13 protein-coding genes, 1 tRNA gene and 2 pseudogenes are annotated in these 14,186 nt (G+C 39.1%); 11 read left to right on the plus strand and 5 right to left on the minus strand.

From position 1 onward, the window contains the following. Nucleotides 1–75: 75 nt before the first annotated feature. Nucleotides 76–411: a universal stress protein UspB gene (gene uspB / locus FVA72_RS00650; protein WP_004263154.1), complete on the minus strand. Its 336-nt coding sequence runs from the start codon at nt 409–411 to the stop codon at nt 76–78. 450 nt (nt 412–861) lie between these two features. Here uspB and uspA point away from each other — a divergent pair, with 450 nt between their 5' ends. Both uspA and gdhA read left to right on the plus strand, forming a co-directional pair. Further along, complete coding sequence (uspA, locus tag FVA72_RS00655; RefSeq protein ID WP_004263149.1) at nt 862–1,296, plus strand: universal stress protein UspA; 435 nt, start codon at nt 862–864, stop codon at nt 1,294–1,296. 266 nt (nt 1,297–1,562) lie between these two features. Continuing rightward, nucleotides 1,563–2,897 (plus strand): NADP-specific glutamate dehydrogenase, encoded by a 1,335-nt coding sequence (gene gdhA / locus FVA72_RS00660; RefSeq protein ID WP_004263145.1) that lies wholly within the window; start codon nt 1,563–1,565, stop codon nt 2,895–2,897. Between the two features lie 83 nt (nt 2,898–2,980). Here gdhA and rsmJ read toward each other — a convergent pair whose 3' ends face one another. Further along, nucleotides 2,981–3,751, minus strand: coding sequence for a 16S rRNA (guanine(1516)-N(2))-methyltransferase RsmJ (gene rsmJ / locus FVA72_RS00665; RefSeq protein WP_094962881.1), 771 nt, complete (start codon nt 3,749–3,751; stop codon nt 2,981–2,983). Next, complete coding sequence (gene prlC, locus FVA72_RS00670; protein WP_110592741.1) at nt 3,744–5,786, minus strand: oligopeptidase A; 2,043 nt, start codon at nt 5,784–5,786, stop codon at nt 3,744–3,746. Before prlC ends, rsmJ begins: the two co-directional genes overlap by 8 nt. A 309-nt stretch (nt 5,787–6,095) precedes the next feature. Here prlC and FVA72_RS00675 point away from each other — a divergent pair. Then, nucleotides 6,096–6,190: transfer RNA gene (locus tag FVA72_RS00675), tRNA-Sec, on the plus strand. Between the two features lie 176 nt (nt 6,191–6,366). After that, nucleotides 6,367–6,630: pseudogene (gene rhuM / locus FVA72_RS00680) on the plus strand (RhuM family protein); the annotation flags it as partial. A 68-nt stretch (nt 6,631–6,698) separates the two neighbouring features. On the opposite strand, the gene FVA72_RS00685 reads toward rhuM (FVA72_RS00680), so the two are convergent. Beyond that, on the minus strand, nt 6,699–7,595 hold the full coding sequence (locus tag FVA72_RS00685) for a LysR family transcriptional regulator (RefSeq protein WP_096863483.1): 897 nt from the start codon (nt 7,593–7,595) through the stop codon (nt 6,699–6,701). 111 nt (nt 7,596–7,706) lie between these two features. Between FVA72_RS00685 and FVA72_RS00690 the strand changes: the two genes are divergently transcribed. The 3 genes and pseudogenes from FVA72_RS00690 to rhuM (FVA72_RS00700) form a co-directional block, all read left to right on the plus strand. Then, on the plus strand, nt 7,707–8,909 hold the full coding sequence (locus tag FVA72_RS00690; RefSeq protein ID WP_110592740.1) for an MFS transporter: 1,203 nt from the start codon (nt 7,707–7,709) through the stop codon (nt 8,907–8,909). Between the two features lie 67 nt (nt 8,910–8,976). Continuing rightward, nucleotides 8,977–10,092, plus strand: coding sequence for an alpha/beta hydrolase (locus FVA72_RS00695; protein WP_110592739.1), 1,116 nt, complete (start codon nt 8,977–8,979; stop codon nt 10,090–10,092). 32 nt (nt 10,093–10,124) lie between these two features. Further along, nucleotides 10,125–10,241: pseudogene (gene rhuM, locus FVA72_RS00700) on the plus strand (RhuM family protein); the annotation flags it as partial. Between the two features lie 95 nt (nt 10,242–10,336). On the opposite strand, the gene FVA72_RS00705 reads toward rhuM (FVA72_RS00700), so the two are convergent. Continuing rightward, on the minus strand, nt 10,337–10,699 hold the full coding sequence (locus FVA72_RS00705; protein ID WP_036958636.1) for a YibL family ribosome-associated protein: 363 nt from the start codon (nt 10,697–10,699) through the stop codon (nt 10,337–10,339). Between the two features lie 338 nt (nt 10,700–11,037). On the opposite strand from FVA72_RS00705, the gene FVA72_RS00710 reads away from it, so the two are divergent. The 4 genes from FVA72_RS00710 (at nt 11,038) to FVA72_RS00725 (ending at nt 14,184) form a co-directional block, all read left to right on the plus strand. Continuing rightward, nucleotides 11,038–11,595: a tyrosine-type DNA invertase gene (locus FVA72_RS00710; protein ID WP_004263124.1), complete on the plus strand. Its 558-nt coding sequence runs from the start codon at nt 11,038–11,040 to the stop codon at nt 11,593–11,595. Between the two features lie 941 nt (nt 11,596–12,536). Then, nucleotides 12,537–12,926, plus strand: coding sequence for a helix-turn-helix domain-containing protein (locus FVA72_RS00715; protein ID WP_004263121.1), 390 nt, complete (start codon nt 12,537–12,539; stop codon nt 12,924–12,926). Between the two features lie 82 nt (nt 12,927–13,008). Beyond that, nucleotides 13,009–13,572 (plus strand): fimbrial protein, encoded by a 564-nt coding sequence (locus FVA72_RS00720; protein ID WP_004263117.1) that lies wholly within the window; start codon nt 13,009–13,011, stop codon nt 13,570–13,572. 66 nt (nt 13,573–13,638) lie between these two features. Next, nucleotides 13,639–14,184 carry a fimbrial protein gene (locus tag FVA72_RS00725; protein WP_232062925.1) on the plus strand — a complete coding sequence of 182 codons (546 nt, stop codon included), beginning with the start codon at nt 13,639–13,641 and terminating at the stop codon, nt 14,182–14,184. The last annotated feature ends 2 nt before the right edge of the window (nt 14,185–14,186 follow it).

Below are 14,186 nucleotides of genomic sequence, written 5' to 3' on the forward strand. Positions count from 1 at the left end.
AGTAATCTACATATATAAAATAGTGATGATCGGAAGGTCATCACTATTTTCTCGCTAGCAAGTTACTAATCACAATTAACCTGTTATCAATAAATAGGCTAAGCTCACGACAACAAGAATACTGAGTCTGCTTATCATCATGAATTGCTTACGGATCCGCTCACAACGCAAAATAACTTCTGGGTCGTAATGTTCCAGATATTGTTTATTATTTATGTATCGAACTAACCGCAGTTGTTTGTTCAGTTGGCCGTGTGTAGTAAAAAAACCATTACCATCAACGGATTGATAAAGCAGGGGATCTGAATCCCTTAGAATAGACAATAAAACACGAACGGAAGAAAAGTACCGCATCATATTTAAGATGCACAAAATGCATAATGCCCAAAATAATGCAATCATACTGAACATAATCCTCTCCTTAGAACCTAGCTCAAGCTCACAGCAATTGTCGCAAAGGAAATACAGCAGAAAAATTGTACTTATACTCAGTTATTTTATTGTAGGATAAATTACTGTTTAAAAAAAGTGCAGTTAGCGCAAATTTGTGATGACCTCTTGTTTCTATTGAAGAAAATAAATCTGAGTTACTGAACTTTATTATCACAGTTTGCTGTGCAACTTTGTTGCATTTCTAAACTAAAGAGTCGCCATAACTCGAATTTTTTAGGGCAATATATTAATATTGAATGAATGATGTTATTGTTTTATAAAATGTTATATGAAGTGATGATTTTAAGGTTAATCTGCTTAGATGTGATCAAAGCAACACTTAATAATCACAATTAGCAGGTATAGTATTCATAAAGATGTGGTGAAGGCATAACCACCAGATAATCAGCATTCGGAAGGAGTTTACTTATGGCTTACAAACATATTCTCGTTGCGGTAGATTTATCACCTGAAAGTAAAGTATTACTGGATAAGGCTGTCTCTATGGCAAAACCTTACGGGGCCAAAGTATCTATGATCCATGTTGATGTTAACTATTCAGACCTCTATACCGGTCTTATTGATGTCAATCTTGGTGACATGCAGCAACGTATTACTGATGAAACACGTAATGCTCTGAAGGATTTGTCTGCGGGCGCAGGTTATGAAATCCAAGAAACACTCAGTGGTAGTGGCGACCTAGGCCAAGTACTTGTGGACGCGATTAAGAAATACAATATGGATTTAGTGGTCTGTGGGCATCACCAAGATTTCTGGAGCAAGCTGATGTCATCTGCTCGCCAGTTAATCAATACTGTTCATGTGGATATGTTGATTGTGCCACTAAATGATGATGAAGAATAATCCATATCACTCAATTTGAAATATTATTCACTGAAAACGCTTGCTTATGCAGGCGTTTTTTTTGTTTCAAAATATGTATTTTGAGGGAGTTATTGGCAGGTCAAGCAATTTATTTTGCTATAGAGTGAAAAAAAACCTTGAATTTAGAATACAAACTAATGATATATTCAATAGGCAAACACAAATCAACCTCACATTTCCTAAAAATAATGATAAGAAAGAGTGAGGCACATCACAACAACTACATGTTAAAAAGGAAGACATAGATGACACAATCACTATCTTCGTTCTTGGAGTCTGTCCAAAAAAGAGACCCTTCTCAACCTGAATTTCTACAAGCCGTGCGTGAAGTATTCACTTCCCTTTGGCCGTTCTTAGAGCAAAATGCTAAGTATCGTGACCAAGCATTACTTGAACGTTTTGTTGAACCTGAGCGTGTAATTCAATTTCGAGTATGTTGGGTAGACGACCAAGGTAAAGTTCAAGTTAACCGTGCATGGCGTGTGCAATTTAGCTCTGCAATCGGCCCATTCAAAGGTGGTATGCGTTTTCACCCATCTGTGAATTTATCTATCCTGAAATTCTTAGGCTTTGAACAAACACTGAAAAATGCTTTGACCACATTGCCTATGGGTGGTGGTAAAGGTGGCTCTGACTTTGATCCTAAAGGTAAAAGTCATGGTGAAGTGATGCGTTTCTGCCAAGCATTGATGACAGAACTCTATCGCCATATTGGTTCAAATACTGACGTCCCAGCAGGGGATATTGGTGTTGGTGGCCGTGAAGTGGGCTTTATGACAGGTATGATGAAAAAGCTGTCTAATGACACTTCTTGTGTATTTACCGGTAAAGGATTGTCTTTTGGTGGTAGTTTAATTCGCCCTGAAGCAACCGGTTACGGTTTGGTTTACTTCACAAATGCGATGCTAAAACGTCATGGCCTAGGTTTCGAAGGGATGCGTGTCGCGGTTTCTGGTTCTGGTAACGTTGCGCAGTACACCATTGAAAAATGCATGGAGCTAGGTGCCAAAGTGGTTACAGCTTCCGATTCAAGCGGTACTGTAGTTGATGAAGACGGCTTTACAACAGAAAAACTCGCACGTTTGGAAGAAATCAAAAACAACTATGGTCGTATTGAAGAATATGCAAAAGAGTTTGGCTTAACTTACTTAGCGGGTCAGCAACCATGGAATGTTCCTGTCGATATCGCTCTGCCATGTGCAACACAAAATGAGCTGGATGTTGATGCAGCAAAAGTGTTAATCAAAAATGGCGTTAAAGCGGTCGCTGAAGGGGCTAATATGCCAACGACTATTCCTGCAACTGAGCTGTTCCTTGAAGCAGGAGTGCTGTTTGCGCCAGGTAAAGCGGCTAACGCAGGTGGTGTGGCAACCTCAGGTCTTGAGATGGCTCAAAATGCGGCTCGTCTAGGTTGGAAAGCAGAGAAAGTTGACGCCCGTCTGCATCACATCATGTTGGATATTCACCAGCACTGTGTGGAGTTCGGTGGTGAAGAGAAACAAACTAACTATGTTCAAGGCGCTAACATCGCGGGCTTCGTAAAAGTCGCAGATGCAATGCTTGGGCAGGGTGTGTTGTAATCCTCTGACCTCAAAACGTACGCGAAAGGGCGGCTGTATCATACTGATAAATTCACCTGTACATACGCCCTTCGCCGTTACGTTTATTCGCTATTTTTAATGCATGGATAGATATCAAATCGATGGTTTTTAGTGGTAACCGCTGATGGCGCTTTTTGTCCCGCAAGGGGCTCCGCGTAGTCAGGGCGCTTAACAACCACTCTACGTTTAGCCAAAGCAATCGCAGGGGCTAATAATGAATCTGCATCATCATCTGCTCCCACCAATGACTGAAATACTCGCATTTCTTTCTTCACTAAAGCACTTTTTTGCCGATGAGGGTACATCGGATCAAGATAGATAACATCAGGGGCATGGGTTATCTCACTCAGTGCTGTAATACTGGATGCATGAATCAATGACATTCGCTCTTGTAACCATGGGCCAATTTCTGCATCTTGGTAGCCTCGTTGTAAACCATCATCCAATAGAGCAGCAACCACAGGGTGGCGCTCCAACATACGGACATGGCAACCGAGAGCGGCTAGAACAAAGGCATCACGCCCTAGGCCAGCAGTGGCATCAATGACATCGGGAAGATAATCTTTTTTGATCCCGACGGCTTTGGCAACAGCTTCACCGCGACCTCCACCAAATTTGCGACGATGGGCCATCGCCCCAGAGACGAAATCAACAAAAATCCCACCTAATTTAGGCTCATCTAGTTTGCGCAGTTGTAAGTTTTCAGGCGTAAGTACAACCGCCATAATGGCATCAGGGGTATGAGAAAGTTGCCATTTTTCAGAAAGTTGAGAAAGAGTGCCGGGATCGGCACCCTCTTCGCAGATCAATTGGATCTCAATACGATTAGCCATGAATACCATAGCTCTTCAACATGGCATCTAATTCTGGTTTGCGACCACGGAAGCGTTCAAACAGCGCCATTGGCTCTTCTGAGCCACCACGACTTAAGATATTGTCGAGGAAAGACTGACCTGTTTGACGGTTAAAGATGCCTTCTTCACTGAAACGTGAGTATGCATCTGCCGCAAGCACATCTGCCCATAAGTAGCTGTAATAACCTGCGGCGTATCCCCCCGCAAAGATATGGCTAAAAGCATGTGGGAAACGTGACCATTCAGGAGAGGGTACGACAGCGACTTTGTCTTTAATTGCATATAACGTTGGCATGACTTGCGCACCTTTTGCTGGGTCATACTCAGCATGTAAGGTGAAATCAAACAGGCCAAACTCTAACTGGCGCAGAACAAACATGGCTGATTGGTAGTTCTTTGCTGCTAACATGCTATTAAGCATTTCTGTTGGTAATGGTTCGCCTGTCTCATAATGGCCGGAAATAAATTCGAGGGCTTCAGGCTCCCAGCACCAGTTTTCCATAAACTGACTTGGTAACTCGACAGCATCCCATGGTACACCGTTAATCCCTGCGACATCTGCAACATCAATTTGCGTTAACATATGATGTAAGCCGTGACCAAATTCGTGGAATAAGGTAGTGACTTCATTATGAGTAAACAGTGCGGGCTTATCGCCAAGTGGTTTATTGAAGTTACAGGTTAAATAGGCTACAGGATTTTGTAATGAGCCGTCTTTATGCACCATACGGCCAACACAATCGTCCATCCAAGCTCCACCGCGTTTATGTTCGCGAGCATAGAGGTCTAGGTAGAAGCTGCCGCGTAAGGTATTGGTTTCATCATAGAGTTCAAAGAAACGCACATCTTTATGCCATGTTTCTACATCATTGCGTTCTTTGGCAGTTAAACCATAAATGCGATGAACAACTTCGAACAAGCCATTCAGGACGCGTTGTTCAGGGAAATATGGGCGCAATTGTTCATCATTTAATGAGAATTTATGCTGTTTTTGTTTTTCGCTGTAATAGGCTAAATCCCAAGATTCAAGCGTATCGACACCATAATGTTCTTTAGCAAAAGCCGTCAGTTCAGCCAGTTCATTTTCCCCTTGCTGATGAGCACGGTCAGCTAAATCATTGAGGAAATTCAGCACTTGTTCTGGTGATTCGGCCATTTTGGTCGCTAGGGATTTTTCTGCGTAGTTTTTAAAACCTAATAATTGCGCTAGCTCGTGGCGTAAAGCCATCAGTTCATCAATTAATTCGCTGTTATCCCATTTACCCGCATTTGGGCCTTGGTCAGACGCACGGGTGCTATATGCATGGCTCATTTCACGACGTAATTCTGCGTTATCAGCATAGGTCATAACAGGTAAATAGCTTGGCATATCGAGAGTGAGTAAGTAGCCTTCTTCACCTTTTGATTCAGCCATGGCTTTTGCTGCAGCAATAGCGCTTTCTGGCATACCCGCTAATTCTTTTTCGTCTTTAATGAGCTTACTCCACCCCATGGTCGCATCAAGGACGTTATTGCTAAACTTAGACGCTATCTCCGACAAACGTGCCACAATTTCACCATAACGTTGCTGTTTTTCAGCAGGTAAGCCAATACCGGATAACTCAAAATCGCGTAAGGTATTTTCGATAGACTTACGTTGAGCTTGGCTAAGGGAATTAAATTCAGCCCCTTCTTTTAATGATTTATATGCTTGATATAAAGGCTCATGCTGCCCCATCCAGGTACTGAATTCAGACAGTAATGGTAAACATTTTTCATACTCTTCGCGCAGTTCCGGGCTGTTTTTCACGGAATGTAAATGACTCACTGGCGACCAAACACGAGACAGCTTATCACTGGCTTCTTCTAAAGGTTGGCACAGGTTGTCCCAAGTGTATTGATCTGTTGCACTCAACAGGTTTTCTACTGTTTGGCGATATTCATTGAGTACGTGTTGGACCGCGGGAAAAATATCCGCAGGCTCTATAGTAGAAAAACGGGGTAGTGCGGAATCGGCTAATAATGAATTTGTCATAAAACATCCTGTGATTGCAGGCTTGTGCTCGTAGGCCAAGGCTTACTGTGTTGACAATAAAAGTTAAATGGCGAACTTATACCCAAATAGGATAAATGTTATGGGTGATAGAACCAGCACGCCATTGCGAATATAAGAAAGTATATGGGGGCAGATGTACAAACCTCAATATCAATCTAACGTTTTTTCTTATTAACGCTTATCAATAAATGGGGTTTTTGTTGGTTTTTATCAATAAAGGCAATAGTTGTAGTTTCAATGCTTTGGAAAATAATGAATTCAGTCTATAATCACTTTCCAATCTATAGAGGAAGATCGTCGTCTCCGGTGAGGCGGCTGGATTTCAAATCCAGTTGGGGCTGCCAGCAGTCCCGGGCAGGTTCGACTCCTGTGATCTTCCGCCAAACGCAGTTTCTGAATTTCTCTCAAAGTCTATATTTTCCTTTTAAATCAACAAGATTAATCACTTCGAAGTCTGTCTGATTCTCCCCTTGTTTACTGGTTTATACCCTTGTTTGGGGGCAAAATTGGGGGCATAATTTTTCCCTATTTTTTGGATGCCCCCACAATGAAGCTCAAAGCCAGTCAGCTGGATATGGGCTTAACCAGCTATAAATTTGATGAGGTGTATAAAACCGATGTCACGATCGCGAAGAACTATCTTCGAGAAAATGAACTGAAAGAATTAAACCGTATCGTCAATATGTGGTTAGATTTTGCAGAAGACCAAGCACTGCGTCGTAAGCAAGTTTTCTTACAGGATTGGGATACCAAGCTGGATCAGTTTTTAAGTTTCAACGGCCGTGAAGTTTTGCAATGTGCTGGTGGGATTAGCAAAAAAGCCTACCACTAAAAAATCAATCTGGGGGCATTAATGGGGGCACTGCTATTTATCCAACTCACCAAATGCGACTACTTTGTTCGATACCGTATCGCTTCTACAAAAGCCATAAAAGCGGGTGAGGACTGTCGACGGTTTGGGTAATACAGGTGAAAACCTTCAAAGTAAGGGCTATAATCGATTAATACAGCCTGTAACTTCCCCTTGGCAATATAAGGCTCGGCTAAATGTTCTGGAATATAGGCTATTCCCATTCCGTCCAGCGCTGCATTTAACTGGTGCAGTGTACTATTGAAAACGAGTTGCCCATCCACCTTTATACTTGTTGTATGATCATTTTGTTTAAATTCCCACGCATAAATAGCCCCCGCAGCACGATGGCGAATATTGATGCATTGATGTTCAGATAAGTCGTTAGGAAATAAAGGTTTAGGGTGCTGTTTAAAATAGTCCGGTGAAGCGACTGCAATTAAGCGCCAATCTGGCCCAATGCGAACTGCTATCATGTCTTTATTGATATCATCGCCAATTCGAATTCCTGCATCGAAACGTTCTTCAACAATGTTTGTAAAACCATAGTCCACATATATTTCTATTGTGATATCAGGGTATTTTTGTAAAAAATTATTCAATATTGGTCGAATATAAATTTCGATTTGGTCATCGGTACAACTTAAGCGAATAGTCCCTCTAGGGCTGTCTCTTAACTCACTTAATGCATTAAGTTCAATATCAATCTGTTCAAATAATGGTCGGATGGCATTCATTAGCTGTGCGCCAGCCTCTGTTACTGAAACATTTCGGGTTGTTCTTGCTAGAAGTCGAATCCCTAAGCGTTCTTCCAAAAGTCGTATTGTATGGCTTAATGCCGAAGGCGTCACACCAAGTCTTGCAGCCGCTTTTGTAAAACTTTGCTCTTGAGCAACGATAAGAAAAGCGTGCAAGTCATTCATTTTACCTTTCATCATTAATGAATTTTTCTCACAAGTTCATGAAGATTATACCCACTAATTAAATTATTACCTGTATGCCATGATGATGTCCATTAAATATCGTAGGTACATAGGCGAATATAATCGATGGATAATGCCATTTTTCAAGAGCGAAATTTTCCTGAAAGAGCGAACTGGAGTGCAGTTTTTGCCATGACGCTATGTGTTTTTGTATTGATAGCTTCAGAATTTATGCCTGTGAGTTTGTTAACGCCGTTAGCGCTTGATTTTCAGGTAACTGAAGGAATGGCGGGACAAGGTATTACTATCTCAGGAATATTTGCTGTCATAACGAGCTTATTTATTTCTGCACTTACTCGTAATTTAAATCGTAAAGCCTTATTGCTGGGGCTTACGTTCTTAATGGGGGCGTCAGGCGCGATGATTGCTTTAGCCACCAATTATTATACTTATATGGTTGGTCGTGCGCTAATCGGTATTGTTGTAGGCGGTTTTTGGTCTATGTCTGCTGCGATAGCAATGCGCCTTGTGCCGATAGATCAAGTTCCTAAGGCACTGGCTATTTTCAATAGCGGCAATGCGCTAGCAACGGTTATTGCTGCACCTTTAGGAGCTTATCTGGGCTCAACTATTGGATGGAGAGGGGCATTTTTAGGCTTGGTACCTATCGCGATTGCAACTATTTTGTGGTTGTGGGTGAGTTTACCCTCAATGCCAACTGATCCGAACAGTCATCAAAACACGCCTCAGATTTTCAGTATTTTTAGCTTCTTTAAATATCGCGTTATCACACTGGGTATGCTTGCTATCGGGTTATTTTTTATGGGGCAGTTTACCTTATTTACCTATGTGCGTCCTTTCCTTGAGACCGTCGTAAAAGTCGATATCTCGATGGTGACATTTAGTTTGTTACTTATTGGTATTACGGGATTTATCGGAACTCTACTGATTAATCGTGTATTAAAAATAGGGTTCTATCAAACATTAATCGCCATTCCACTATTGATGGCCAGTATTGCGGTATCACTTATTTTCTTTGGCTATTCCAGTCTTACTTCCATCGTATTATTGAGTATTTGGGGTTTTATCGCGACTGCGGCGCCTGTTGGTTGGTGGAGTTGGATACCTCGAATATTTTCAAATAGTGCAGAAGCAGGAGGGGGATTGATGGTTGCTGTGATCCAACTTTCCATTGCCTGCGGCGCTTCGGTGGGAGGCATAATATTTGATTTGATGGGCTATGAAAGTACCTTTGCAGTCAGTGCGTTATTTCTTGTAGTCGCAGCAATACTTGTTCAATGCACAGCAAAGGCTGAAAAGGAAACATAACCCATGGGCTGGAATATCACCAAAACAAGCAGTGATAGAGCTTTTCCAAAGAAATGACTAAAAGAGGATGTACATTATGGATCATGAACGTAGAGATTTATTGAAATTAACGGGGGCAAGTATTGCTGTTGCGAGTATGGCATCAATAATGACATCACCAGTATTAGCGCAACCAAATACAAATTTCAGTGAGCTATGGGATAAAACCTTTGTAAAAAGTGATAAGGTTGAACATAGAAAAGTCACATTCAAAAATCGCTATGGTTTAGCCTTAGTCGGAGATTTATATCAACCTAAACATACTAGTGGGTTATTTGCTGCGATTGTATTGAGTGGCCCATTTGGCGCAGTAAAAGAGCAGTCTTCGGGGTTGTATGCGCAAACATTAGCAGAGCGTGGTTTTATTACTCTAGCATTTGATCCCTCTTTTACTGGAGAAAGTGAGGGTGAGCCTCGAAATGTTGCTTCTGCGGATATCAATACGGAAGACTTTAGTGCTGCTGTCGATTTTTTAGGGCTACAGCCAAATGTGGATCGCGAGCGTATTGGTGCGTTAGCTATCTGCGGATTAAGTGGTATGGCTTTAACTGCAGCGAGTAGCGATTCACGTATTAAAGCCGTAGCAACAGCATCAATGTACGATATGTCTCGCAGTATTAGCCGCGGATACCAAGATAGTTACACCATTGAAGAACGACATAAAGTGATTGATTATCTTAGCCAGCAGCGCTGGAAAGATGCAAAAAACGGACACTATGCTTTAGGTTACCATGAGGTGCCATTCGATGAAGATGGCAATATTATCGAGGGACAACGTGTTTTACCGGAGACTCTGCCAGAGAATGCACCGCCTGTATTAGCCGCATTTTTTGATTATTACCGTACTCCTCGAGGTTTTCATCCCCGTTCAATTAATTCAACAACCGCGTGGACAGCAACAACGCCTATATCTTTTTTTAATTTTCCTATGCATACCAATATTGAAATGATATCACCAAGACCAATTTTGCTGATTGCAGGGGAAAATGCACATTCTCGTTATTATTCTGAAGATGTGTACAAAGTAGCTTCAGATCCTAAAGAACTCTTGATTATTCCAAATGCTGATCATGTTGATTTATATGATAATCTAAGCAAGATCCCTTTCGATAAACTCACTGTTTTCTTTCAACAGAATTTATAAATATAGTAGCACATTATTTTTAGTAAAATAATGTGCTTGCTGTCAGTTACTGCGTTACATCTGTTGGTGGCACTCAATTTCGCCAGTAGGCAACGCAAACGCTAGAACGGTATCTGATCAAAGGGTTTGTGATGGATGATGAGCGGCTGAATTACTTACTAGCGGTTCATAACTATAAAAAGTGTATTAAGAACCTCCCAGTATTCGTTGGGCATTACAGATTTTAGTTGGGTTGACTTTCTAACTAGAAATCAGCCTTAGAAAAACCGGTCATAACATCCAGTTCCATTTCGCGGCCTAATGCCGTCATTGGATGGACAATGGTCAAGCCCCGCACGGATTTTTTCAGCTTGCCAAGGTCGGCTTGTTCTTTCTTAGTGATGGGACGCTTGAACGGCATATCTACGAGTTTTTGCGCTTCTTTGCTTAGTTTTTTGTTACGCACCGCCTTCAGACGAGCGATTTCAATTTCCAGTGTCGCTTTTTCTTTCTCTAGTTCTGCGTGTTTTTCTACTTCACTCGTCAGTTGCATACTTGCCATCTGGCGACGAATAAGATCTAAACGGTCGCTAAGAAGCTTAATTTGTGCTTTTTCGATTTCTTTCATTATATTAATTAACCGTGAATAAATTTCTTGCCGGCAAGTATACACTATTCTAGATAAGGGGGGAAAAGGGATACAGGCTAATACCCATGTGAGGCTACCTTTATTGTTCATCATTCATGGAATGAAAACAACATAACTACCTTATAAATCAATTTCCATTCAACTATTCATCATATTTCGTCTTTTGTATCCTAGTAACATCATGATTAAGTTGTTGCATTTCGGTATCATCACTGACCTTTCTGACATATTATATTTAATTTTCTGAAAAATTATTATTTTTAGTTGATTTATCGTTGGTATATAGCGAAATATAATGAGGTATAGATGAGATCATAATGACTAAACGTAAATTTATTACACGTACAGAAGTTAATTCTTTATTGGATGCTACAAAGCAAGGTCGCTATCCTAATCGAGACTATTGCTTGTTATTAATGAGCTTTTTGCATGGATTAAGAGTTAGTGAGCTCACTCATATCACAATGTCTGATATTGATTTGGTGCAGAAAGTGATATTTATTAGGAGACTAAAAGGAGGGCTGTCTACCGTACAGCCTATAATTCCCGAAGAGTTTAATGCGATTGAAAAATGGTTAGTTGAAAGAGATTCTTGGAAAACAGCAGGGTCAGATTGTTTATTTATTTCACAAAAGGGAAGCCAAATTTCTCGTTATCAAATTTATCGCTTATTTGAGCAGTATGGCAAAATAGCAGGGCTTCCTGTAAAGCTTCATCCTCATATGCTAAGGCATGCATGCGGTTATGCTTTAGCTGATTTGGGTAGGGACACTCGATTAATCCAAGACTATTTAGGCCATCGAAATATCGCCCATACTGTAATTTATACTGCTAGTAATGAAAAAAGATTTAGTGGTATTTGGTCGAATCAATAAGTAATTTAATGAGTTGTGTCAATATAAAGCTAGCACTAAACATAATAATATGAACTAAACACCAAGAATACCTCAGTTATTTAGGTAATTGATTTTATAAAACTGAGGTATTCTTATGCATATTAAGGGTAGTAATTATTTTTAAAGCCATAAACAACATACTCAAGTAATTTATTTTCCAGCCTTTAAAAATAAGATTAGTTTATAATTTTATTTATTCTTTTTTTTTGAATCATCATAATTTAATTACTCTAATTGCGAGTATAGATGGTTCGCTTTTTCAGTTAACTAATTATTATCATATTTCAATCATTTTTTTTACAGTAATAGTCTATTTTTGACTATCAAATAAAGTTATTCTGTGAAAGGTCACCATATAAGTGAAATCATTTAGATGATAAATTCATATTTTTGGTTTTTGTGAGTTAAAAACATCTTATTGATGATTTAAAACACATTAATTTAATATACAATAAAAAAATTAATTAATTATCAATAATAATCAATCGGATAAAATAAAATATCTATAAAAATCAATTCGTAACGCAACATAATAAATCAAAATGTTCAAATTACCTAATAAGTATAATTATCAGACTAACTAAAATCAAATAGCATAAAACTCTGTTGCGGCAATGCATTTTAGAGGTAATTATCAATTAATGTAAAAATTTGTCATTAACAACAAAAAGTTATCTTTCATGATTTTTTTTGTAATAAAACTCGCCAGTTAAATCATCTGACTTTTCTAGTTTAAGGTATAAATTAAAGATTTTAATTCTGACGATTCTTATATATAAAACAATTTACCTAAAACTCATTTAACGCAACATTTTGATTTATTTTGTTGCGTTTTTTTTGCATTTCAAAAAATAAATTGTTCACTTTATGAGTGGTTCTGATTGTTTTGCCTCATTACACAAGGCTTTAATTGGTGAGATATGAAAAGTAATAAATTAAAGACCAGTATAGATAGCTTTCAGAAAATACTAACTGAACAAATTGGCATGGAATTATCGCATCTTAGAAAAGAGAAAGGACTTAGTGGTAGTGATCTAGCTAAAAAATTAAAGATATCACAACAACAAATATCTCGTTATGAAAGAGGAATATGTAGCATTAACTGTGGAATGCTATTTTCAATTTTATTTTATCTAGAAATTAGCCCGAGTGCATTTTTTGAAAGTGTATCATTGAAAATAAATGAAAAAAATCCTAGTGCTAATTCATTTATTCATAATAGTGAATGTTTATCCGATGAAAAGGATAACTACCATTATATTTTTAATCGACAAACAGAAATTATTTTAAATTCTTTATACAGCAAATAGTTATTTTAAAAATAATAAATTCTAACTATGCCCTACATCATGTTGGGTAATCATCACGTTGTTATATATAAATGAGGTTCAAATGAAAAAAGTATTTTTAGCCGCACTAGTTTCTGCCGCTATTGCATCTCCAGCACTTGCTGATCAAGGGCATGGTAAAGTCACATTTAAAGGTGAAATCATCGATGCACCTTGCTCAATTAGTTCAGATTCTATTGACCAAACAGTATGGTTAGGCCAAATCGCTAACTCTGTTTTAGCGAATGGCGGTACTTCTAGCGCGAAGCAATTCAATATTGAATTGGAAGACTGTGTATTCCCGAAAGATACAAATGATAAAGTGTACAACGATAAAGTGAGTATCACATTCTCTGGTTCTAGCGCTGCTTTCAATTCTAAATTACTCGGTGTAACAGGCTTAGATGCAACAGACCCAACTATTGCTGGCAACGTGGGTATTCAATTAACGGATACTAATGGCGCAGCGTTAGATATGGGAGTTGCAACAGCTCAAGAACATCAATTACAAGCGGGTGATAATACATTACGTTATAGCGCTTATGTACAAGGTGCAAACGTTGCGGTTGATAAAATTCCATTAGGTAAATTCGAAGGCGTAACTAACTTTACCTTAACTTATAACTAATTGATTAGTTTAAGAGGAATACCTTTGTGTTCCTCTATTAATCACCAAATTAAGTCAGAGGTTAAAGTGAAAGGATTTATCTATTTGCGAAGCAAAGTATCTTCCCTATTTCTTCTAACATTATTTCTTTCGCCACAAATGGCTGCATCATCTCATGGGTGGGGTAAAGTCACGATGAATGGCGAAATAGTCGATACTGCCTGCGCAATAGATATTGGGTCTAGGGATCAGACCATTAATATGGGGGTACTTCCAACAAGCTATATTCGTGAAGTTGGGAAAGGCCCCATAAAAGAATTCAATATTAAGCTCATTGATTGTCGTTGGGAAAAATATTCGAAAGATAATAACGAATGGAATTCACTCGAAGTCACTTTTGATGGTCCATCAGAAGGTGATTTTTTCACACTCTCGGGTGAAGCAAAAGGAGTGCAATTGGCATTGCATGATATATCGGGATATTCCATTACACCAGGAAAGCCATTACCTGCATTAGGAATTACGCCAGGGACAATGATCCTTAAATATCAAATGCAATTAGTCACCAATTATCATCCTGTTAAAGCGGGTAATTACCAAACCTTATTAAGGTTCAAGGTCGATTATTATTAATT

This window comes from Providencia sp. PROV061 (genome assembly GCF_011045655.1).
Taxonomy (GTDB): Bacteria; Pseudomonadota; Gammaproteobacteria; order Enterobacterales; family Enterobacteriaceae; genus Providencia; species Providencia hangzhouensis.